The organism is Parvularcula mediterranea (assembly GCF_013085255.1).
Taxonomy (GTDB): domain Bacteria; phylum Pseudomonadota; class Alphaproteobacteria; order Caulobacterales; family Parvularculaceae; genus Parvularcula; species Parvularcula mediterranea.
On record NZ_JABFCX010000002.1, the window covers coordinates 1,657,779 to 1,678,211 of the forward strand.

Genomic DNA, 20,433 nt, shown 5'->3' on the forward strand with positions numbered 1-20,433 from the left:
GCAACAGGGCTTCGTAGCCAGTCCGCGCAGCGGATCAAAACCTCCGGGGGAGGTTTTGAAGGCGAAGAAGGCCACGGCAGTGGCTCAGGTGCTTTCTGTTGAAAGCATCTTGGATGCCTCGCTGACGCTCGCGATGGATCCTGGATCAAGTCCAGGATGACGAGAATCGCGAGCTGGTCTCTCCGCCCGTCATCCTGGACTTGATCCAGGACCCATCAAAAAAGAAAAGCGTGCGAAACACACCACCCCCGCGACCCTGCTGGCGCTTGACCTAGGAGGCTTTTCGGCGCCTACCTGCCCCAGAACTTCAGGAGGCCCCGGCCATGCAGACCAAATCACCTGTTTTCGACGGTATGGCGAAGATCATCGCCGAGGCTGCAGGCACGGTCGACGGCGTCCGTCGCGAGGCGGAAACGGCGCTCTCCAGCCAGCTCCAGCGGTTCCTCGCTGAGCAGGACCTTGTCACCCGCGAGGAGTTCGAGACGGTCGAGGACATGGCCAGATCCCTTAAGGAAGAGGTCGAAGCGCTGAAGGCTGAGATCGCCGCCCTCAAGTCAAGCGACTGATTCGCCCACGGAGCGTCATGCGCTGCAGCGATTGTGGATAGGGTGGAAAACTACCCCCTTGCCGCTGCCAGCTGATTCGCGGCTCGTTTCGTTTTCAAGATCGACTGCGGTCTTTCCCGATCCCGCTTGGCGACCCTTGCGAGTCATCCCCTCATAGGCTCACCGGGCGAGGCGCTTTGCTCTCGCGTGAATTGGAGGTGGCCATGTCCCTGTACGAGCCGAGCTTGGAGACCGAGATCGCTGATCCGATCGACATGATCGAAACCCTTGCGCGTTCCCAGGACATGGAAACCCAGCGTGTCGACGACACTGAAGTGCATCTCTGCCTTTCAGGTTCGTGGAAGGACATCTCGCTCTGGTTCTCCTGGCGAGCAGAAGCGCAGGTCCTCCAGATCGGCGCACCGCTCGAGCTTAAAGTGCCTGCACAGCGCAGGGCAGAAGTGCTCAACCTCCTTGCACGGATTAACGAGCGGCTCTTCATCGGCCACTTCGATATCTGGGGCGAGAGCGGAGAGATCGTCTACCGCAACGGCGCGGTTCTGGCGGAGCGTCAGGGCATTGCACCGGGTCAGGCAGAGGTCCTCCTGCGTAGCGCCATGGAGGCGTTTGAGCTCTACTACCCGGCCTTCAATTACGTGGTCTGGGCGGGGAAGACTGCCGAGGAAGCGATCACCGCGTCGATCCTCGAGCCGGTCGGCTCTGCTTAATCAGGGCCCGGAGCGTCGAACACCTCGACGCCCTCGGAGGCTTTCAGCGCACCGACCACCTTGTACGTCACCGGCGTCAGCAGGGCCTCCCACAGCACCTTCAACACATAGTTGGTCACCGCCACGGTGATCACGAGGCTGACCGGCCAGACGCCAAGGAAGGCGAGGGGATAGAAGAGAAGGCTGTCTACGCCTTGCCCCACGGCCGTTGAGCCAATGGTCCGCTGCCAGAGTTTCGAGGCTCCGCGCTTCACCTTCATAAGCGCCATGACCCGCGCATTTGCGATCTCACCGAAGAAGAGCGCAACCAGCGAAGCGGCCACGATCCGAGGCGCCTGGCCGAAATTGGCTTCGAAGGCCGTCTGCCGGTCAATCCCTCCGAGGTCTGAATTCCAGCTCCCCGCAGGCGGCATCCAGGTGATGACTCCTGCCATCAACGCAGCGAACAACGCCGCCGCCGTCGCTGCCATGATCGCCCGCCGCGCCTTGGTGTACCCATAGACCTCTGTCAGCACGTCACCGAGGACGTAGGAGAGGGGGAAGAAGAGAACCCCTGCGCCGAACGCAAAGCCGCCAACCTCTGCGACTTTCCCCGCACCGATGATGTTTGAGCAAACAACGATCACGCAGGTCGCGGCAAGCAGCAGGTCGAAATGCTTGTAGGCCCGCGACCCCGCAACATCGCCCCTGATCTGGGTGAGACCTTCCTGCATCGCCGTGCCCTCGTTCCGATCGCGGGGAGTTAGCGGCGGTCGGAGCTTTGGCCAAACGCGGAGCAGGCCAGCCTCACAATCGCTCCATCCCCCTTGGGTTTCCCGAAAGGTTCCCCTAGCCCCCTGCCATGACCAGACCGATTCGCATGATCCAAATCGGCGCAGGCTCCATGGGCGGCGCACTCCTGAAATCCTGGGTAGAGAGCGGCATCCTCGATGCAGCCAACTCTGCCGTCATGGACCCGAACCCGCATCCCGAAATCGCTGAGCTCTGCGAGAAAGCAGGCCTGCCCATCAATCCTGAGGTGAAGGCCGATTACGACCTCTGCGTCCTCGGCATCAAACCGCAGATGTTCGGCGCGATCCTGCCGACCCTCGACTGGCCAAACTTCGGCGAGACACTGTTCGTCTCGATCGCTGCTGGCTTCACTGTCGAGGAGATCGGCATGCTCCTCAAAGAGCGTGCGGCCGAGCCCAAGGTGCTGCGCGTCATGCCGACCCTTCCGGCAAAGGTCCGCCGCGGCGTCTCGCTCCTCGCCGAGAACCCCGCGATCAGCGCCGAGCAACGCGCCATGGGCGAGCGCCTGATGGAAGCCGCTGGCGAGACGCAATGGTGCAAGGACGAGGACGAGCTCGACCGCCTGATGGGCGTCACGGGTTGTGCACCAGCCTTCCTGCTCCGGGCCGTCGAGGGCCTCGCTGCCGCAGCCGAAGATCAGGGAGCGACCCCGGAAGCCGCGAGAAAGATGGCTGAAGAGACCTTCATCGCCACGGCCATGCTCCTCAATGAGGACGGCCGGGACGCCGGCTCCCTGCGCGAGGCCGTGACCAGCCCCGGTGGCACCACGGCCGCAGGGCTCGATGTCCTCAACGAACGCGGGCTGGTGGAGAGCTTCGTCGCCGCGGTGCAAGGCGCTTATAAGCGGGCCAAGGAGCTGGCGAAAGGATAAGGGCTAGCCCCCTCGCTCAGCGCACCCTAAGAGCCTCTTTCGATGACCGGAATGATCGTCACCGCGCGTCACGGGCGCCCCAATGTCGACCGCAGCGTGAAGATCACGGCGCGGGAGTACGGTTTCTGGTGGGCGAATTACGACAAGACCGGCCTCGCCCCCGGACAGACGCCGCCTGACGGCCTGGTCAACATCGCATCCGAGGCGGAGGTCGTGCTCTGCTCGACCCTGCCGAGGGCGATCGAGACCGCCGACCGCGTGACCAACGGCGCAAGGATCGTCCCTAGGGACGCGCTCTTCGTGGAAGCGCCGCTTCCGCCACCGCCTTTCTTTCCGGACTTCATCAAGCTGACGCCCACCACTTGGGGCGTGATCAGCCGGGCCTTCTGGTTCGTCGGCTACGCGCCTGAGGGCTGCGAAAGCCACCGCCGCGCCCGCCGCCGGGTGAAGAAGGTCGTGGAGCGCCTGACCTCCGAGGTGGACAAGGTGGACGGCGATGTCCTTCTTTGCGCCCACGGCTATCTCAACTGGATGGTCCACCGTGTGCTGATCAAGCGCGGGTGGAAGCTCGTCGATCACCAGGGCGGCAATGACTACTGGTCCCACAGGGCCTACCGCCGCCAGACCCCTCCCGCTGCCGCCTCCGGGCGCAGCACAGAAGCTACGATGGCTGCCGAATGACAGAACAGACCAAAGCCGCCCCCGTCGAAAGCCTCTCCTTCGAGGAGGCGCTGAAGCAGCTCGAAGCGATCATCGCCAAGCTCGAAAGCGGCGATGTGGCCCTCGAGCAGTCGATCTCCCTTTACGAACGCGGCGCTGCCCTCAAGGAGCACTGCGAGAATACCCTTGGCGCTGCTCGCGAGCGCATCGAAAAGATCGTCGAAGGGAGGGGCGGAGAGGTCTCCGCCGAGCCTGCAAGCTTCGAATAGAGCCCGCGCACCCGCAGCAATGCTCGCTTGCCGCACCTCGCGGAACCAAGTAGCCCTACGCGATGACCACCACCCCCCTCCTAGACCGCGTCGTTTATCCTTCTGACCTCCGCACTTTGGCGAAGTCAGACCTTCGGCAGCTTTGTGATGAGCTTCGTTCGGAGGTGATTGATGCTGTGTCCTGCACGGGCGGGCATCTTGGCTCTGGGCTTGGTGTGGTCGAGCTGACGGCGGCTATCCATTATGTCTACGACACGCCTCGGGACCGGTTGATCTTTGACGTCGGGCACCAGTGCTATCCGCACAAGGTGCTCACCGGACGGCGGGAGCGGATCAGGACCCTGCGCCAGAAGGATGGCCTCTCGGGCTTCACCAAGCGCTCCGAGAGCCCCTACGACCCCTTCGGCGCGGCCCATGCGGCCACCTCGATCTCCGCGGCGCTCGGCATGGCCGTGGCGCGGGACCTCAAGGGGGAGCAGGACCGCAACAGCCCTGACGATGCGGCCACGGGCGGCGGCGCCAAGAATGACGACCGCCGGGTGATCGCGGTGATCGGCGATGGCTCCATGTCGGCGGGCATGGCCTATGAGGCGATGAACAATGCCGGGGACACAGGCGGACAGCTGACCGTCATCCTCAACGACAACGAGATGTCGATCGCCCCGCCGGTGGGGGCCATGTCGGCCTATCTCGCAAGGGCTGCCAGCTCGGGCAGCTATCAGGGCTTCCGCAACCTCGCCAAGCAGCTGACCAAGCGCCTGCCTCCGCGCCTCCGGGACATGGCAGGCAAGGCGGAGGAGTATGGCCGCGCCATGGTCACCGGTGGTGGCACCCTCTTCGAGGAGCTGGGCTTTTATTACGTGGGCCCGATCGACGGGCACAATCTCGACCACCTTCTGCCCGTGCTTGAGAACGTCAAGAACATCACCGACCGCCCCGTGCTGGTCCATGTCGTCACGCAAAAGGGCAAGGGCTACCAGCTCACCGTCGACAAGGGTGACAAGCTCCACGCGGTCTCGAAGTTCGACGTCATCTCCGGCGAGGAGGTCAAGAAGACCTCGAACGCGCCGAGCTACACAGGCGTCTTCGCAGGCCAGCTGATCGAAGAGGCCAAGAAGAACGAGCGCATCGTCGGCATCACCGCGGCCATGCCGTCGGGCACCGGCATCGACAAGTTCATGAAAGAGTTCCCTGACCGCACCTTCGATGTCGGCATCGCCGAGCAGCATGCGGTGACCTTTGCGGCGGGCTTGGCGGCCGAAGGCATGGTGCCCTTCTGCGCGCTCTACTCGACCTTCCTGCAGCGGGCTTACGATAGCGTCGTCCACGACGTGGCGCTTCAGAACCTGCCCGTGCGCTTTGCCATGGATAGGGCGGGGCTCGTCGGCAATGACGGCGCCACCCATGCGGGGGCCTATGACACGGCCTACTTGGGCTGCTTGCCGAACATGGTGCTGATGGCCTGCGGCGACGAGGCCGAGCTCCAGGCGATGACCCGCACGGCGGCGGAGTTCGACGAGCACCCGATCGGCTTCAGGTTCCCGAGGGGCGAGGGCATGGGCGTCGACATGTACGCGCCCGAAGACGTGCCGCTCCTCGAGATCGGCAAGGGCCGCATCGTGGCCGAGGGCACCAAGGTCTGCCTCCTGAACTTCGGCGGACGTTTGGGTGAATGCATGAAGGCCGCAGACCTTCTCGAGGCCCGCGGGCTCTCCACCACCGTCGCCGACGCCCGGTTCGCCAAGCCCCTGGACGAGGACCTGATCCGCAGGCTCGCCAAGGAGCACGAGGTCCTGATCTCCGTCGAAGAAGGCTCGATCGGCGGCTTCGGCTCCTTCGTCCTCGAGTTCCTGAACCGCGACGGCCTCCTCGATGCCGGCGCCCTCAAGGTCCGCACCATGCACCTCCCCGACATCTACCAGGACCAGGCCAGCCCCAAAGAAATGTACGAAGAAGCCCGCCTCCAGGCCGAACACATCACCGAACAGGCCCTCATGGCCTTCGGCCAAGCGGCTGCGGCTGCAGGTGACCGCGCCTAAACCCATGCGGCTCGACCAGGCGCTCGTGGAGCGAGGCCTCGCGCCAAGCCGCTCCCGGGCGCAGGAGCTCATCAAGCTTGGCCATGTGTCCATCAGTGGGCAGACGGCTACAAAAGCCAGCGTGAGGGTCGATCCGCAGGCGGACTTCTCTATCAGCGACGACGCCCACGACTATGTCTCCCGCGCTGCGCTCAAGCTCGCGGGCGCCCTTGATGCGTTTCCAGTGGACCCGGCGGGGAAGGTCGCACTGGATCTCGGTAGCTCGACCGGCGGGTTCACTGAGGTTTTACTGCGACACGGCGCGGCAAAGGTCTATTCGGTGGATGTGGGGCGCGACCAGCTTCATCCATCACTTCGCAACAGGCCGGAGGTGGTGAGTCTCGAAGGAACTCACGCCAAGGACCTGACGCGAGAGCTCATCCAAGAGCCGATCGACATCCTCGTCTGCGATGTCAGTTTCATCAGCATTCTGAAAGCCCTGCCGCCTGTGGCCGCATTGATGCGGAAGGGCGGCGACATGATCACCCTCACCAAACCCCAGTTCGAGCTCGGCAAGGACGCCATCGGCAAGAACGGCCGAGTCCTGCCCTCGCCGGAAGAGCAGGAAGGCTTCATCAGGGAAACGATCCTGCCAGAGATTGCCAGCTGGGGCTTCACCATCCACGAGCTTATCAACAGCCCCATCCTCGGAGGTGAGGGCACCAAGGAATTCCTCCTCCATGCGACCAAGACGACCGACTAAGCGCCGCCGTCTCAAGACGGAAGTCCGCAAGCTGACCGTCGAGCGGCTGAACGCGGCTGGTGAAGGGCTCGCTGGCGACATCCGCGTGCCCTTTGCGCTGCCCGGCGAGGAGATCACGGCCACCGTCGAAGGTGGTCTCGCACGGGTGAAGGAGCGGCACACCGATGCTCCCTCACGCACCAAAGCGCCGTGCAAGCATTTCGGCCTGCCTGGCGATGGGTGCGGCGGTTGCTCACTCCAGCACATGGGCGACGAGGATGCCTTGGCTCTCAAAGAAGACCAACTCCTCCGTGCCGTGAGGAGTGTCTATCCCGACGCTGAGATCTCCGCCACCCATCGCTCTCCCCCGCGCTCCCGTCGCCGGGCAAAGATCGCCGTCAGGCCTGAAGCGGCGGGCTTCTACCGCAAGGCCGCGCGCACGATCGTTCCGCTGACGGAGTGTCATGTGTTGAGGCCAGAGCTCTTCGCGATGCTGGGACCTCTGCGCGAGCTTTCCCGGAAGCTCGGCAAGCCTTTCGAGGCGCAGGTGACGATTACCGGTGATGGCCTCGATGCTGACCTGCAGGGCCTCGATGTGGCGGAGCTCGAGCTCCCTCAGCATGAAGCCCTCGCGGAGTTCTCCGAGAGCCAGTCCCTCGCGCGGTTATCGCTGGAAGGTTCGACCGTTGCCGAGCGTCGTCCGCCTACGGTGCGTCTGGGCGGTATCGAGACCCAGTTGCCCCACGGCGTCTTCCTGCAGGCGACGGAAGAAGGTGAGGCGGCGCTGGTGCAGGAGGTGCTCGCGGCGACGCAAGGCTATGACCGGGTCGCCGACCTTTTCAGCGGTATGGGCACCTTCGCGCTGCCGATCAGTCAGCATGCCGAGGTCTACGCCGCAGATGCGCAAGGGCCAGCAATCGTGTCGCTCGACCTGGCGGTGAAGGCGACGGAGCGCGCCATTACTGCCGAAGCGCGGGACCTCTTCAAGAGGCCGGTCATGGCGAAGGATCTCGCGGCCTACAGCGCCATCGTCTTCGACCCGCCGCGGGCAGGGGCTCGGGAGCAGGCGCCAGAGATCGCGGGCAGCGGTGCCGCTCGCATTGTCGCGGTGAGCTGCAACCCCCAGACGCTGGCGCGGGACCTTCGCCATTTCGCTGCGACCTACGACCTCACCCGGCTCGTGCTGGTGGACCAGTTCGGCTGGTCTCCCCATGTTGAGGCGGTGGCGGTGCTCGACCGGAGGAGCGATGGGACTGGCGGCTAACATCGAAACGAAGCTTCGCGAGGCGCAGTATCGTGCTGCGACGACGGCGAAAGTCGGTTGGTTTACAAGCTTCTATGTGATGGGTCGCCATATCGTTGGCCCGCTGACTTCGCCCGGTGAGGTCCCCAAGGCGACGCCCACCGAGGCCCCGAGCATGGGGGATATGCGGGCGTCCTTCTTCAAGCTGTTCGATGACGAATGGGCTGATGTGGAAGCAAAGCGCTACCGGATGCCGCGCGAGTTCCGCACCCGGCCTGACCCCGTGGCGGCTGTTCGTAAGGCGCGGAACTATCTCGATGAGGCGCGCGCCGTGGCCCGGCGTTCGAAGACCAAGGGCGGCGGGACCGAGGTGCGCGAGACGGCGCCTGATGGTCTGCCTGCGTATTATCGCCAGAACTTTCACTTCCAGTCCGATGGCTGGCTGTCCGAAGAATCAGCCAGCGTCTACGACACGCAGGTCGAGGTGCTCTTCACCGGCTCTGCCGACGCGATGCGCCGACGGGCACTGCCGGCCATCTCAGAAGAGGTGCGGCGGCTCGTCCGTGAGCGGGGAAGCGAGAAGGACATCCATTTTGCTGACGTGGCTTGCGGGACCGGGCGGCTTCTCTCAGATGTGGCTGATAACTTCCCTGAGCTGACGGTTTCTGCGGTGGACCTCTCCGGGCCCTATCTTGAAAAGGCGCGCGCGAACAACGCCCATGCGAAAAACGCCAGCTTCATCGAGGCGGCGGCGGAGAAGCTCCCCTTCGAAGATGGCAGCGTCGATATTCTGACCACGGTCTATCTCTTTCACGAGCTGCCGCCGAAGGTGCGGCGCGAGGTGGCCGCTGAGGTCGCGCGGGTCTTGCGGCCCGGTGGGCTCTACGTGCACGTCGATAGTGCGCAGTATGGCGACACCTGCATGGATGCGCTGCTCGAAGGCTTTCCGAAGGCGTTCCACGAGCCGTTCTATGACAGCTACGCGCGCGAGGACTTGCCTTCGCTCTTCGGTGAGTCAGGGCTCGAGCCGGACGGTCAGCGGATCGGGTTTTTGACGAAGGCGTCCTCGTTCAGGAAGCCGAACTAGGTTTCATGCGCCAAGCGAACACGTTGGCTGCAATGATAATGGCCCAGTAGGCCAGCGTGGCGATGATCGGGAATCCGTTAAACCCCAGGGCCATTGCCGCTGCCTCAGGCAGCGTCTCGAGCCCTTCCTTGATCGTTACCAGACCAATGGATTGGTCGTGGCCCGACCCCAAGACCAACTGAACTAATGCGAAAACCGCTAGGTGTCCGAGCAGCACCAAGCCTCCCACGAGTCGAAAAAGCCAGCGCACTCGCTACCCTTCAAACATCCTGAGCGCGATCTGCGCGCTCGCTACGGCACGGTCGCGGTCGTCCTGCCAGCCTCTGGCTTCGACGAAGGCGATGCGGCGGCCAACGCGCTGGACGTCGACGGAGACGAGGAGGTCCTGGTCCCGGCTTCCCCGCAGGTAGCTTGTGTGCACACTGATGGTACGCGCCTGCACCGGGGTCGGCGCGCGGCTCAGGACTTCCAGCGTTGAGGCGTACTGAAGGAAGGCCGAAATCACGCCGCCGTGGAGGGCGCGGATGACTGGATTGCCGATATGGGGCTCGTCAAACGTCAGACGGTAGCGCTGCTCGCCCTCATCAATCGACACCTTGGTGCCGAACCATTGACCCATGGCGGAGGCTTCAGCGAGCTCGAGGGCCTTAGCTACAGTCTCGTCCGAGACGTCGAGGAGATCGCGGCGGGTGCTCATATGCGGCTCACCTGTGCCGAACGGGTGCCGACCATAAAGGTGCCTGCGCCGGTGGCGAGCAGTGTTCCGTCCTCGGACGTCGCTTTACCGCGGACAATGGAGACGTCATCGCGGATGCCTTCGCAGGTCGCTTCGATGATCACATGCTTGCCAACGGAAGCGTTCTCATAGACGTCTGTCTGCAGATTGATCGTCGCGAGGGGCGAGAACTCGTCAAGGTCCGCCCAGGTCGCCATGCCCATCACCGTGTCGAGGAGGATGGTCATCAGCCCTGAATGTACGCCGTCTCCATCGAGAAACGTCTCTGTCGGCGTGATGCGCACGATCAGCTCACCGCGACCGACGCGCAGGGGCTTCGGCGCCATCTGGGTGAAGAGCGGATGCTCCTTCATGAAGGCGTTCTGAATGCCCTCGAAGGCCATCGCTACCGCAGGGGCGAGGGGTTGCGGCTGGTCGCTCACTTCTGCCTCAGTTTTTCTTCTTCATACTGAATGCCCCAGCCGATGATCTGACGCCACAGCGCCTCGGCGAGGGAAGGGGGGAGCCCTTCGGTCTCGGCGCGGGTGCGCACCTTGTCGATCACTTCCTGGATCCGCCAAGGCACCGTGGCCTCTGCCGGATTGGCTTTCAGCTGCCAGGCGCGGTCCACATAGCCCCAGCGCTCTGCCAGAAGGTCGATCAGCGCAGCGTCAAGACGGTCGATCTCCGTTCGCACGTCGCCCATGTCTTGGCAGTCTTCAGGCTTCATCCCGCTTCCCCTCGGTCAGGACGCGGGCGCACCCCGCGTGGTGATGTGTGAGCCGCGCTCCAGCGTTTTATGCACCGGGCAGCGGTCCGCGATCTGGAGCATACGCTCCCTTTGCTCGTCGCTCAAATCGCCTTCCAGCGCAATCTCACGGGTGAAGCAGTCGGTCGGGGTGTCCTTCTCCATGCCGTCCTTCATGCTGTCGGCGTGGCATTTCTCGTGACTGACCTTCACCGAGACCCGGTCGAGAGGGATCTTCTTGAAGTCCGCATACATACGAATGGTCATTGACGTGCACGCGCCGAGCGCCGTTGAGAGGTACTCGTATGGGCTAGGCCCCGTGCCAAGGCCGCCATCAACGGAGGTCGGCTCATCGGCCAGCATCATGTGTGGCCCGGCTTTCACCAGCGCCTGAAACTTGCCCTGTCCGGTCTCGCGGACAGTCACGTCCATGGCCTCTTCCGCTGCGCCTTCGGCGAGCTCCAGCCCGTTGCCGATATAGCGCTCAGCCCATGCCGCGATGACATCAGCTGCGTACGCTGCGTCTTCCTTGCTGGTCAGCAGGTGGTCCGCCGTGTCGAGGCTCACGAAACTCTTAGGGTGCTTCGCCGCGAGGAAGAGGCGGGAGGCATTGTCGATGCCCACCGTGTCATCGGTCGGTGCGTGCAGGACGAGAAGCGGCCGCTTCAGAGCCCCGGCGCAGGCTTCGACATCATGCTCGTCAAGGTCATCAAGGAACTGCTTGGTGATCGTGAAAGGCCGTCCGGCCAGCGAGACCTCGGCCGATCCGTCCCGCTGGATCGCATCTGCGCTTTCGCCGAACTGGTGCGTGACGTGAGCAACGTCCGCAGGCGCACCGATCGTCGCCACGGCCTTCACCGAAGGCAGCTTCTGCGCCACGGCGATCACCGCTGCGCCGCCGAGGGAATGGCCAACGAGAAGGCTCGGAGCCTGGTAGTTCTCCTCGAGATAGCGCGCGGCGCGCTCGAGATCGCCAAGGTTCATCGTGAAATTGCTCGACCCGAAGTCTCCGCCAGAGCCGCCAAGCCCTGTGAAGTCGAACCTCAAGACACCGATCCCGGACTTGGTCAGCGCCGTGGCAACCGCTCGGCTGGCCGTCAGGTCCTTCGAGCAGGTGAAGCAGTGCGCAAAGAGCGCGAACGCCTTCGGGTGACCCGCCGGCAAGTCGATCCGCGCGGAAAGCTCGGCTCCGCCTGCGCCCTCGAAATTAGCCCTGATCGGTTTGGCCATGATGGTCTCCTCTCTGTTACACCTAGATGGCGCGCGCTCAGTCTCTCGGCCAACTCTTCGGCACAGCTGAGCTGAGGTTACTTCTGGACGACATCTCGAAAAACGATAAGTCTTCTCCGTCTAAGGGAGTTCCAGCATGCGTAACCTGTTCTATTTGCTCATTTTCGTTGTCGTAGCGGCTTGCGGGCGAGAGCCTGAAGCGGCGGAGGGCAACCGTGCAGCGACGCTGGAAGACTATCGCGGTGACTGGGAGGGCATCCTGTCGGTGATGACCCAGGAGCTGCCCGTGAACATCCACGTGACCCCGGACGCCGGGGAGCAAGTGACCCTCGACAGCCCTGACCAGGGCCTCTTCGGGCTCGCCGCCACGGAGGTGGAGGTCTTCGAGGGTGCTCTCCGGCTTGAGTGGGAGACCCTCGGCGCCGCCTATGTCGGCCGGATCGATGATGCTGGCGAGGCGATCAATGGTGAGTTCAGCCAAGGGCCGATCACGACCGAACTGGTCTTCACCCGGATGGACCCGGCCGAGGCCGCGGCGCTGGAAGAGGAAGCTGCCGCCCCGACGGCGACACGCCCGCAGGAGCCTGTCGAGCCATTCCCGTACCGCACAGAAGAGGTGTCGCTTGCGACCACTGACGGGGTGACCCTCGCCGGGACCCTTACGCATCCTGAAGGGGAAGGGCCATTCCCTGCTATCGTGCTGCTGTCAGGATCGGGCGCGCAGGATCGCGACGAGGCCCTGGCGCGCCACCGGCCTTTCTTCGTTTTGGCTGACCGGCTGACCCGAGCAGGCATCGCGACGGTACGCTTCGATGACCGCGGCGTCGGCGGCTCTGGCGGTCAGTATGACAACACCGAGTTCGACCGTTTGGGCGATGACGCAGCGGAGATGCTCGCTATGCTCCGTATGCGGGAGGATATCAGAGAGGCCGGTTTCCTTGGTCATTCCGAGGGCGGCATGGTGGCAGGCGTCGCTGCGAGCCGCGGCGAGAAGCAGCCTGACTTCATCGTCGCGCTGGCCAGCCCCTTTGCTCCTCTGACAGAGGCCATCATCGACCAGGTCGCCTACGGCCAGCGTCAGGCCAAGGTGCCCGAGGCCATCGCCGAGCAGAACATCGCGCTTCAGAGGCAACTCCTCGACGCGCTGACCTCTGCCGATAGCCGCGAAGAGGGCTGTGACGCGGCCAAGGCGATCCTCGAACCGTTCGGAGCCGCTGCGCAGGCCGAACCGCTTTGCGGCATCCAGCGCTACAGCTCGTTTCTGGTCGACATTGAGGCTGACTACACAGCTTACGGAGGACCGGTGCTGGCGCTCTTCGGCGGCAAGGATATTCAGGTCGTCGCGGAAACCCACGCACCGGTGGCGGAGCGTGCGCTGGAGGGCGAAGAGATGAGCCGCGTGGTCGTCGTCCCCGACGCCAACCATCTCTTCCAGACGGCGGAGACGGGTGATCTCTCCGAGTACGGTTTGATCGAGACAACCATGGAAGAGGACGTCATGGCGACCATCGCGGAGTTCGTCAGCGAGGTCACCGCGCAGCAGTAGGCGACTTCCGCTACTTGATGTCCTGATAACGGGCGAGCGCTTCTTTCCGGCGCTCCCCGTGGTCGACAATCGGCTTCGGATAGGTCTCGCCGAGCTTCACACCTGCCTTGGCTAAAACGTCCCGCGGCGCATCCCACGGTGCGTGGATATGCTTTTTCGGCATATCCTTCAGCTCCGGCACATGACGGCGGACATAGTCACCGTTCGGATCAAACTTCTCACCCTGACTGACGGGGTTGAAGACCCTGAAGAAGGGCGAAGCATCAGCGCCGCAACCTGCTACCCATTGCCAACTCGCCGTGTTGGATGCGGGATCAGCACAGACGAGCGTGTCCCAGAACCAGTCCATGCCGCGCCGCCAGTCGACCAGCAGGTCCTTGACCAGGAAGCTGCCAACGATCATCCGCACACGGTTGTGCATGTGCCCTTCGGTCCAAAGCTGCCGCATGCCTGCGTCTACGATGGGGTAGCCGGTCTGTCCCTTCGTCCATGCAGTGAAGGCATCATCGTCGTCGTTCCAGTTGAACGCCTCGAACTTCTCCATGAGAGGCTTCTCGAACATCTTTGGAAAATGAAAGACGAGATTGTAGCTGAACTCGCGCCAGGCGATCTCCGACAGGAAGGTTTGTCCGGCGTCTGACGGTATCTCGCGTTCTGCGATCTTGTCCTGCATCTCTCTGTACATGGTGACCGCGGAGATTTCACCGAAATGGATGTGCGGGGCCATGCGCGAGGTGTTGTCGCAGTCAGGCCGGTTGCGTTGTTCGCCGTAGTTCTCCGCACCCTCGGTCTTCAGCCAGGCAAGCCAGCGCTTGCGGGCCCCGCGTTCGCCTGGTGTCCATACGGGCCCAAAGCCCTCAGCCCAGTCAGGCTTGGTCGGGAGGAGATCCCAGTCTTCAAGCTTGTCTGACTTCGGACTGTCTGAAAGCACATCAAGCTTCTGGACCTTGGGGAGAGGGTCTCGCACGTCGCGCTGCTGAACCTGTTTCCAGTAGGGGGTATAGACCTTGTACGGACCACCGGACTTCGTGCAGATCTCCCACGGCTCGTTAAGGAGCCTCCCATTAAAGCTCTTGACCTCGTAATCGTCAGTCAGCGCCTCTTTGAGCGCTTTGTCCTGTTCGATTTGCCAGCTCATGTAGCGCCGGTTCCAGAAGATCGCGCCTGCGCCGATCTCTTTCGCGACTTCGGGCAGCAGCTCTGAGGCGTCGCCGCGCCTTAAGATCAGTGTGCCGCCGAATTTGTCGACATCTTCCACGAGGGCCTTGAGGGAATAATGCAGCCACCAGCGCTGGGCGCCCCCCAGCTTGAAGTCGCCCGGGGTCTCGTCGTCGAGAATGTAGAGGATGGCCGTCGGCGCATCGCGGTCCGCGGCTTCGCGGAGCGCTGGGTTATCATCGAAGCGCAGGTCTTCGCGCAGCCACACGAGAGAAGGTTTGTTGCTCATCGCGAGGACATAGCGCGCTTGGTCGCTATGCCACTGCGTTGCGAGGTCTCAGCCGCTGCGGGGCCGACAAAAAGAAAGAGCGCGACCCGAGGCCGCGCTCTTCTTGCGATCGTTATAGAGTGTTCGCTTAGCTGCGCTTCTTGCGGCGAGCAACAGCGATACCGCCGAGGCCAGCAAGGAAGAGCGGCAGTGCACCCGGGATCGGCGTCGTGATGCCCGGAGGCGTCGTGAAGTCGATCGCTGCGAGAGCGTAGTCGCCGTCAGCGTCATCGTTGCCGAGGCCAGCGGTGAAGACGATGCTCGAAACGCCGAGGACGTCGAGATTGCCTTGGTTGCCAGCGCGCTCGTAGCCCGGCGTCGAACCCGTGTTGGTCATGCCAGCGAGGGTTTGAACAGTGCCGGTGCTGAACGTTGCAATAGCGGTTTCGGTGTTAGCCGCCGTCATGTTGCTCTCGTCGCCGGTGAAGAGGTCAAGAACACGCCAATCGTCGATCTGGACGAAGACTTCCGAACCGTCGTCGAGGTTGAAGAACTCAACGGTCAGCGACTGGTTGCGTGCTTCGTTGTCTTTCTGGGTGACTTCGTCGTTGCCGATGCCGAGGCCGTCGGTGTCACAGGCGAGGTCGTTCTCAGGATCGGAACAGCTGGCTTCGCCGGTCTCGTCCGAGTTGATGCCTTTGCCGATCGGCTGACCGGTGATCTTGATGACCAGGTTGCCAGGGCCGACTTGGACCCAGATCGGGTTGTTGGCGTTCGGCGAAGGAATGCCGTTGTAAACGTCGATGTCACCGAATGCGGTGCCAAGCAGCGTCGTGGCGAAGTTGTCACGCTTCGTCAGGTCAAGCGTGACGGACGCAGCGTTAGCAGCGCCGGTAAGGGCCACGAGAGACGCGGCCGCGATTGCAAAATGCTTCTTCATTTGGTTTCCCACTCGTCTTTGGCGCGAACGCTTTGGACCCCCCAAAACGCGACCTGAATAATTTATACACGAACGGGTTAGAGTTTGTATACCTTGAAGCAGTCGTTAACCATGAAAAGTCGCAAGAAATTGAAGTTATTGCCGAAAATTTTCCTTAACCACGTCAAATCACAACGTCGAGAGGAGGCTTAGGCGCCAGGCTTCCCGCTCTCCGTGTAAATCGCGGCTCGATCGAGAGGAATCGTCGTGCGTCCCGGCTGGCGTTTCACGGCCACGACAGCGTAGTTCGTAGCCACGGTTCGCTCGAATGCGCGGATGAAGAGGGCGAAGTAGATCTGCCAAAGAATCGTCCTGGCCTCGCCTGCCTCTCGCACCGCAGCATCGCGGTTCTCTTTCAGGCGGCGCTCCCACTCCTGAAGCGTCAGGTAATAGCTATCGCGCAGGCACTCGACGTCCATCACCTCGAGGCCCATTCGGCCCATATTTGTCAGGGTGTTACCGATGTAGTCGAGCTCGCCGCCGGGGAAGATGTAGGTGGTGATGAAGGTCATCGACTTCGTCGCCTTGCGGAAGTTCGAGAGGTCCTTTCCGCCGCGCCGAGTCGTTGCCTGGTGGTAGTAGACGCCTTGCGGGACGAGCAGGTGCCGCACGGTTTCGAAGTGCATGTCGAAGTTCTCCCACCCGACATGCTCGAACATCTCGACCTGGCAGACCTTGTCATAGACCTCACGCTGGTCGGCTAACTCACGGTAATCCTTGAGCTCCAGCGTCACCTGGTCCTCAAGGCCGCGCCGCTTCACCTGCTCGAGGCCGTAAGCAAGCTGCTCCTTGGAGAGGGTCAGGCCGTGGACGTGAGCGCCATAGTGCTCTGCAGCATGGCACGCGAGAGAACCCCAACCGCAGCCGATATCGAGCATCCTGTCGCCCGGTGTCAGGCGCAGTTTCCTGCAGATCATATCCAGCTTGTGGAGCTGGGCATCCTCGAGGCTCTCATCCTCGGACCGGTAGTAGGCGGTGGAATAGAGCATCCGCTCATCGAGGAAGAGGCGGAAGAAGTCGTTCGACACATCATAGTGGAAGCCGATCATCTCCTGATCGTCCCGCTCTTCGACGGTCTCGCCGGCATCCTTGTGATAGCCCGGCAGGTCTCGATCAGGAATATCGCCGCCAAGAACGAAGGGCAGGGCGTGCCTTGCGACCTTCATCTTGTCGATCCGGCGGACCAGGTGAATGCCCTTGCCGTGGTCCCAGCGTTTGACAAAGTCGTAGGGGCTGCCGCCCTCCAGCATCAGGTCCTTCGACGCCACAAGCTGAAGCAGCGTCAGGATTTCAGGCTTGAGGAGAAGCCTCCGCACCACGTTCGGCGAGCGGATATGCATCCTGAGGTCGCCTTGAGCATCTTCCTTAAGCGGCACTTCCTCGCCGTTCCAGAGAACAACGACGAAGTCAGCCTCAAGATGACGCGCGACCTCGGCGAGCATGATGCGGATGCTCTTCAGCTGCTTCTGGGCGCGGGCCGAGCCGAGGTTCTGGGTGCTCTTCATGTCCATGACAGTGTCTTTTTCGGTCAGGCGTAGGCGATTCGTCGTCCCTTAGGTGAGGAGAACGCCTGCGCGAAGCCCTGAGGGCTCGTGATAATCTCGGCTTTGCGCTTGTCGCGGTGCGGCCTATGGCTGGTGGTCCACTGAATTTCAGGAGCCCCCGCATGGCCCGCCGCCCAAGCGCGAAGAAGAACGCGCCTCCGCCACCCGAGAAGATCTTCGACGAGCCGATTACCGAAGCGCTGGCCCAGCGTTACCTCGCCTATGCGCTCTCGACCATCACCGCCCGCGCGCTTCCCGACGTGCGCGATGGCCTGAAGCCGGTCCACCGGCGCATTCTCTACGCCATGCGCTCGATGCGCCTGCTGCCGTCGGGCGGCTACAAGAAGTCGGCGAAGATCGTCGGCGAGGTCATGGGTAACTTCCACCCCCACGGCGACCAGGCGATCTATGATGCGCTCGTCCGCCTTGTGCAGGACTTTTCCGTCCGTGTGCCCCTTGTCGATGGACAGGGAAACTTCGGCAACGTCGATGGCGATAACGCAGCCGCCATGCGGTATACGGAAAGCCGGATGACCCATGCCGCTGAGCTCCTGCTCGAAGGCATCGACGAAGACGCTGTCGATTTCCGCGACACCTATGATGGCGAGGGCAAGGAGCCTGCGGTCCTGCCTGCTGCGTTTCCGCACCTTCTTGCCAATGGCGCGGCGGGCATCGCGGTCGGCATGGCGACTTCGATCCCGCCGCATAATCCGTCAGAGCTGATCGACGCCGCCGTCCATCTAATCAAGACGCCCAACGCGCGGACCGAGACGCTCCTCAAATATGTGCAGGGCCCGGACTTTCCGACCGGCGGCGTCTGCATCGAGCCGCGCGAAAGCCTTGTCGAAGCCTATGAGACGGGCAGGGGCGGCTTCCGCCTGCGCGCCAAGTGGCATACGGAGGATCTCGGTCGCGGCAAGTACCAGATCGTCGTCACCGAGGTCCCCTATCAAGTCCAGAAGGCGCGGCTGGTCGAGCGCATCGCCGAGCTGATCAATGGCAAGAAGCTGCCCATCATCACGGACGTCCGCGACGAGAGCGCGGAGGATGTCCGCCTGATCCTCGAACCGCGAGCAGGGACCCTCGACCCTGATCAGGTAATGAGCGCCGTCTTCAAGATCACCGATCTCGAGACCCGCTTCCCGCTCAACATGAATGTTCTCGATGCGGAGGGTTCACCCCGCGTCATGGGCCTCAAGGAGGTCCTCGCGGCCTTCGTCGATCACCGCCGCGACGTCCTCGTCAGGCGGACGAATCACAGGCTCGACAAGATCGCCCACCGCCTCGAAATCCTTGGCGGCTACCTCATTGCGTATCTGAACCTCGATGAAGTCATCCGCATCATTCGGTACGAGGATCATCCGAAAGAGCAGCTGATTGAGACCTTCGACCTGTCAGAAGTGCAGGCCGAGGCGATCCTCAACATGCGTCTCCGCGCCCTTCGCAAGCTCGAAGAGATGGAGATCAAGAAGGAGAACACGGCCCTCAAGAAGGAGCAGAAAGAGCTCCGTGCCCTGCTGAAATCGCCTGAGCTGCAGGACAAGGCGATGACCGAAGCTCTGCGCGAGGTGAAGAAGCACTTCTCCGGCAAGGACGGCCTCGGCAAGCGCCGCACGGAGATGTCCGACGCTCCTGTCGAGGTGGACATCAGCCTCGATGACCTTGTCGAAAAAGAGCCGGTCACCGTCGTCATCTCGGCCAAGGGCTGGGTCAGGACCCTCAAGGGGCACACGGAGGACCCTGCCACCATCAAATACAAAGAGGGCGACCGCGCGCGCTTCGTTCTCAACGCGATGAGCAATGACAAGCTCACGCTCTTCTCGACGTCGGGCAAGAGCTACACCCTTGCCGTGGCCGACCTGCCGGGTGGGCGCGGGCAGGGCGAGCCGATCCGCATCCTCGTGGACATGGCGTCCGGCGATGAGCCCCTCACGCTCCTGAAGCAGGAAGAGGGCCGCACCTTCCTCCTCGCATCGTCGGCAGGGCACGGCCTCTTCGTCGAAGAGAAGGACGTCTCCGCCAACACGAGGAAGGGCAAGCAGCTCCTCAACCTCGCCGCTGGCGCCGAGATGGTCGTCGCGCGGGTGCTGCCTGCGACCCCGACGGACAAGGATTATGTCGCATCGGTAACCTCGAACCGAAAGCTCCTCATCTTCCCGGCTTCCGAACTGCCCACGATGACCCGCGGCAAGGGGGTGATTCTCCAGAAATCAGCCCGTGCATCCCTCGTAGACGCCAAGCTTGTCCAGCCTAGCGAGGGCTTCACCTGGAAAGACCGCGCAGGCCGCGAACAGTCCGAATCCAAGTGGAAATCCTGGCAAGGAAAGCGTGGCGGTGCGGGCACAGCTGTCCCGAAAGGTTTCCCGAAGAACTTGAAACTGGGATCCTAGTGTTAATCTCTGAGCGCATCAGTGTATGACATGCGTACGAGGGTAAGAGGCAGAGTGATGATTCGTTCTTTGATGACGGCAGCGGCGGCCTATTGCCTGCTCACCGCCGGTGCTTCTGCCCAGACGCCCGAGGAGATCGAGCGCTACAAGAAGATGACGATCTTCCAGATCGGTCTCGCTGTAGCGGTCAATGACGAGCCTTATGTCAATTTCAACGACGGCACGCCGAACATCCTCGCGGTGCCGTTCTACGTCTACAACAAGAACAATTTGACCCTCGCGGGGCCGAACATCTCCTACCGGTTCTGGAAGCCGGGCGGGGTGCAGCTTTCGGCCGAGGCGAAGTACCGCTTCCAGAACTACGACGAAGACGACAGCCCGTTCCTCGAAGGCATGGGCGACCGCAACGGCACGTTCGAAGTCGGCATGAAGGCCCAGAAGCGCGTCGACCGGCTGCGGCTTCAGGCTAACGGCTTTGTCGATGTGGCGGGCCAGCATGATGGCTACGAGCTTCAAGCCCTCGCCACCCTTGAGGTCGGCAACGGCCGGATGATCTCCTTCCGTCCGCTGATGGGCATCGCCTACCAGTCAGAGAACGTGCTCCAGTATTATTACGGCGTCACCGCCGAGGAAGCGCGCACGGGCCTCGCCGTGGGCGACGGCACCTTCATGGACCGTCCAGAGTATAGCGCAGGCCCAGGCTTCACGCCCTTCGCAGGTGCTGAATTCAGGATCCGCCTCTCCCGCCGCCTCGCCCTGTCGGGCCAGCTCAAGAACAATTTCCTCGGCGACGAGATTGTGGACAGCCCCATCGTCGAAAGCGGCAACCGTGCCAGCGCCTTCGTCGGCCTCAGCTACGGCCTCTCCGGCCCGGGTATCATCAAGGGCAAGTGGCTCTAG

Annotated in this window: 21 protein-coding genes; 12 read left to right on the forward strand and 9 right to left on the reverse strand. The window is 62.8% G+C overall.

Annotated elements, in window-relative coordinates; genetic code table 11:
* Positions 1 to 323 precede the first annotated feature (323 nt).
* Both HK107_RS08590 and HK107_RS08595 read left to right on the forward strand, forming a co-directional pair.
* On the forward strand, positions 324 to 566 hold the full coding sequence (locus tag HK107_RS08590; RefSeq protein ID WP_173198549.1) for an accessory factor UbiK family protein: 243 nt from the start codon (positions 324 to 326) through the stop codon (positions 564 to 566).
* Positions 567 to 769: 203 nt separating this feature from the next.
* Entirely contained in the window at positions 770 to 1,273 is a 504-nt protein-coding gene (locus HK107_RS08595) for a type III secretion system chaperone family protein (protein WP_173198551.1), read from the forward strand.
* On the opposite strand, the gene HK107_RS08600 is transcribed toward HK107_RS08595, so the two are convergent.
* Positions 1,270 to 1,986 carry a queuosine precursor transporter gene (locus HK107_RS08600; protein WP_173198553.1) on the reverse strand — a complete coding sequence of 239 codons (717 nt, stop codon included), beginning with the start codon at positions 1,984 to 1,986 and terminating at the stop codon, positions 1,270 to 1,272. The genes HK107_RS08595 and HK107_RS08600 overlap by 4 nt on opposite strands.
* Positions 1,987 to 2,114: 128 nt before the next feature.
* Here HK107_RS08600 and proC point away from each other — a divergent pair, with 128 nt between their 5' ends.
* From proC to HK107_RS08635, 7 genes are all read left to right on the forward strand, one after another.
* Positions 2,115 to 2,936 carry a pyrroline-5-carboxylate reductase gene (gene proC / locus HK107_RS08605; RefSeq protein WP_173198555.1) on the forward strand — a complete coding sequence of 274 codons (822 nt, stop codon included), beginning with the start codon at positions 2,115 to 2,117 and terminating at the stop codon, positions 2,934 to 2,936.
* Between the two features lie 42 nt (positions 2,937 to 2,978).
* Positions 2,979 to 3,617, forward strand: a complete 639-nt coding sequence (locus HK107_RS08610; protein ID WP_173198556.1) for a histidine phosphatase family protein — start codon at positions 2,979 to 2,981, stop codon at positions 3,615 to 3,617.
* Positions 3,614 to 3,865: an exodeoxyribonuclease VII small subunit gene (locus tag HK107_RS08615; protein ID WP_173198557.1), complete on the forward strand. Its 252-nt coding sequence runs from the start codon at positions 3,614 to 3,616 to the stop codon at positions 3,863 to 3,865. The genes HK107_RS08610 and HK107_RS08615 overlap by 4 nt, the downstream gene beginning before the upstream one ends.
* A 62-nt stretch (positions 3,866 to 3,927) precedes the next feature.
* Entirely contained in the window at positions 3,928 to 5,904 is a 1,977-nt protein-coding gene (dxs, locus tag HK107_RS08620) for a 1-deoxy-D-xylulose-5-phosphate synthase (protein WP_173198558.1), read from the forward strand.
* Complete coding sequence (locus HK107_RS08625; protein WP_198912338.1) at positions 5,891 to 6,646, forward strand: TlyA family RNA methyltransferase; 756 nt, start codon at positions 5,891 to 5,893, stop codon at positions 6,644 to 6,646. Before dxs ends, HK107_RS08625 begins: the two co-directional genes overlap by 14 nt.
* A complete protein-coding gene (locus tag HK107_RS08630) occupies positions 6,624 to 7,889 on the forward strand; it encodes a class I SAM-dependent RNA methyltransferase (RefSeq protein ID WP_173198559.1) in 1,266 nt (421 codons plus the stop codon). The genes HK107_RS08625 and HK107_RS08630 overlap by 23 nt, the downstream gene beginning before the upstream one ends.
* A complete protein-coding gene (locus HK107_RS08635) occupies positions 7,873 to 8,955 on the forward strand; it encodes a class I SAM-dependent methyltransferase (RefSeq protein WP_173198560.1) in 1,083 nt (360 codons plus the stop codon). The genes HK107_RS08630 and HK107_RS08635 overlap by 17 nt, the downstream gene beginning before the upstream one ends.
* Here HK107_RS08635 and HK107_RS08640 read toward each other — a convergent pair.
* Genes HK107_RS08640 through HK107_RS08660 form a run of 5 tightly spaced genes read right to left on the reverse strand, consistent with a single transcriptional unit; the run spans position 8,939 to position 11,648 of the window.
* The gene (locus HK107_RS08640; protein WP_173198561.1) at positions 8,939 to 9,172 is read right to left on the reverse strand and encodes a hypothetical protein; all 234 of its coding nucleotides are present in this window, start codon (positions 9,170 to 9,172) and stop codon (positions 8,939 to 8,941) included. The two genes, HK107_RS08635 and HK107_RS08640, sit on opposite strands and share 17 nt — an antisense overlap.
* Positions 9,173 to 9,208: 36 nt before the next feature.
* Positions 9,209 to 9,652 (reverse strand): PaaI family thioesterase, encoded by a 444-nt coding sequence (locus tag HK107_RS08645; protein ID WP_173198562.1) that lies wholly within the window; start codon positions 9,650 to 9,652, stop codon positions 9,209 to 9,211.
* Positions 9,649 to 10,113, reverse strand: coding sequence for a PaaI family thioesterase (locus tag HK107_RS08650; RefSeq protein WP_173198563.1), 465 nt, complete (start codon positions 10,111 to 10,113; stop codon positions 9,649 to 9,651). Before HK107_RS08650 ends, HK107_RS08645 begins: the two co-directional genes overlap by 4 nt.
* Positions 10,110 to 10,400 carry a chorismate mutase gene (locus tag HK107_RS08655; RefSeq protein WP_173198565.1) on the reverse strand — a complete coding sequence of 97 codons (291 nt, stop codon included), beginning with the start codon at positions 10,398 to 10,400 and terminating at the stop codon, positions 10,110 to 10,112. Before HK107_RS08655 ends, HK107_RS08650 begins: the two co-directional genes overlap by 4 nt.
* A 15-nt stretch (positions 10,401 to 10,415) precedes the next feature.
* Positions 10,416 to 11,648, reverse strand: a complete 1,233-nt coding sequence (locus HK107_RS08660; RefSeq protein ID WP_198912339.1) for a bifunctional alpha/beta hydrolase/OsmC family protein — start codon at positions 11,646 to 11,648, stop codon at positions 10,416 to 10,418.
* A gap of 136 nt (positions 11,649 to 11,784) precedes the next feature.
* Here HK107_RS08660 and HK107_RS08665 point away from each other — a divergent pair, with 136 nt between their 5' ends.
* Positions 11,785 to 13,194, forward strand: coding sequence for an alpha/beta hydrolase family protein (locus HK107_RS08665; protein WP_173198567.1), 1,410 nt, complete (start codon positions 11,785 to 11,787; stop codon positions 13,192 to 13,194).
* Between the two features lie 10 nt (positions 13,195 to 13,204).
* On the opposite strand, the gene HK107_RS08670 is transcribed toward HK107_RS08665, so the two are convergent.
* From HK107_RS08670 to HK107_RS08680, 3 genes are all read right to left on the reverse strand, one after another.
* Positions 13,205 to 14,641 (reverse strand): cryptochrome/photolyase family protein, encoded by a 1,437-nt coding sequence (locus HK107_RS08670; protein WP_173198569.1) that lies wholly within the window; start codon positions 14,639 to 14,641, stop codon positions 13,205 to 13,207.
* Between the two features lie 127 nt (positions 14,642 to 14,768).
* A complete protein-coding gene (locus HK107_RS08675; protein WP_173198571.1) occupies positions 14,769 to 15,560 on the reverse strand; it encodes a VPLPA-CTERM sorting domain-containing protein in 792 nt (263 codons plus the stop codon).
* Positions 15,561 to 15,748: 188 nt separating this feature from the next.
* Positions 15,749 to 17,110 (reverse strand): SAM-dependent methyltransferase, encoded by a 1,362-nt coding sequence (locus HK107_RS08680; protein WP_198912340.1) that lies wholly within the window; start codon positions 17,108 to 17,110, stop codon positions 15,749 to 15,751.
* Positions 17,111 to 17,265: 155 nt separating this feature from the next.
* Between HK107_RS08680 and parC the strand changes: the two genes are divergently transcribed.
* Together parC and HK107_RS08690 are read left to right on the forward strand one after the other, a co-directional pair.
* Positions 17,266 to 19,533 (forward strand): DNA topoisomerase IV subunit A, encoded by a 2,268-nt coding sequence (gene parC / locus HK107_RS08685; RefSeq protein ID WP_173198573.1) that lies wholly within the window; start codon positions 17,266 to 17,268, stop codon positions 19,531 to 19,533.
* A 57-nt stretch (positions 19,534 to 19,590) separates the two neighbouring features.
* A complete protein-coding gene (locus HK107_RS08690) occupies positions 19,591 to 20,433 on the forward strand; it encodes a MipA/OmpV family protein (RefSeq protein WP_173198575.1) in 843 nt (280 codons plus the stop codon).

Excerpts from the sequence above, each read along its gene's own strand:
- HK107_RS08590 (WP_173198549.1), top strand. The coding sequence starts at position 324 with ATGCAGACCAAATCACCTGTTTTCGACGGTATGGCGAAGATCATCGCC.
- HK107_RS08595 (WP_173198551.1), top strand. The coding sequence starts at position 770 with ATGTCCCTGTACGAGCCGAGCTTGGAGACCGAGATCGCTGATCCGATC.
- HK107_RS08600 (WP_173198553.1), bottom strand. The coding sequence starts at position 1,986 with ATGCAGGAAGGTCTCACCCAGATCAGGGGCGATGTTGCGGGGTCGCGG.
- proC (WP_173198555.1), top strand. The coding sequence starts at position 2,115 with ATGACCAGACCGATTCGCATGATCCAAATCGGCGCAGGCTCCATGGGC.
- HK107_RS08610 (WP_173198556.1), top strand. The coding sequence starts at position 2,979 with ATGACCGGAATGATCGTCACCGCGCGTCACGGGCGCCCCAATGTCGAC.
- HK107_RS08615 (WP_173198557.1), top strand. The coding sequence starts at position 3,614 with ATGACAGAACAGACCAAAGCCGCCCCCGTCGAAAGCCTCTCCTTCGAG.
- dxs (WP_173198558.1), top strand. The coding sequence starts at position 3,928 with ATGACCACCACCCCCCTCCTAGACCGCGTCGTTTATCCTTCTGACCTC.
- HK107_RS08630 (WP_173198559.1), top strand. The coding sequence starts at position 6,624 with ATGCGACCAAGACGACCGACTAAGCGCCGCCGTCTCAAGACGGAAGTC.
- HK107_RS08635 (WP_173198560.1), top strand. The coding sequence starts at position 7,873 with ATGGGACTGGCGGCTAACATCGAAACGAAGCTTCGCGAGGCGCAGTAT.
- HK107_RS08645 (WP_173198562.1), bottom strand. The coding sequence starts at position 9,652 with ATGAGCACCCGCCGCGATCTCCTCGACGTCTCGGACGAGACTGTAGCT.
- HK107_RS08655 (WP_173198565.1), bottom strand. The coding sequence starts at position 10,400 with ATGAAGCCTGAAGACTGCCAAGACATGGGCGACGTGCGAACGGAGATC.
- HK107_RS08660 (WP_198912339.1), bottom strand. The coding sequence starts at position 11,648 with ATGGCCAAACCGATCAGGGCTAATTTCGAGGGCGCAGGCGGAGCCGAG.
- HK107_RS08665 (WP_173198567.1), top strand. The coding sequence starts at position 11,785 with ATGCGTAACCTGTTCTATTTGCTCATTTTCGTTGTCGTAGCGGCTTGC.
- HK107_RS08670 (WP_173198569.1), bottom strand. The coding sequence starts at position 14,641 with ATGAGCAACAAACCTTCTCTCGTGTGGCTGCGCGAAGACCTGCGCTTC.
- HK107_RS08675 (WP_173198571.1), bottom strand. The coding sequence starts at position 15,560 with ATGAAGAAGCATTTTGCAATCGCGGCCGCGTCTCTCGTGGCCCTTACC.
- HK107_RS08680 (WP_198912340.1), bottom strand. The coding sequence starts at position 17,110 with ATGGACATGAAGAGCACCCAGAACCTCGGCTCGGCCCGCGCCCAGAAG.
- parC (WP_173198573.1), top strand. The coding sequence starts at position 17,266 with ATGGCCCGCCGCCCAAGCGCGAAGAAGAACGCGCCTCCGCCACCCGAG.
- HK107_RS08690 (WP_173198575.1), top strand. The coding sequence starts at position 19,591 with ATGATTCGTTCTTTGATGACGGCAGCGGCGGCCTATTGCCTGCTCACC.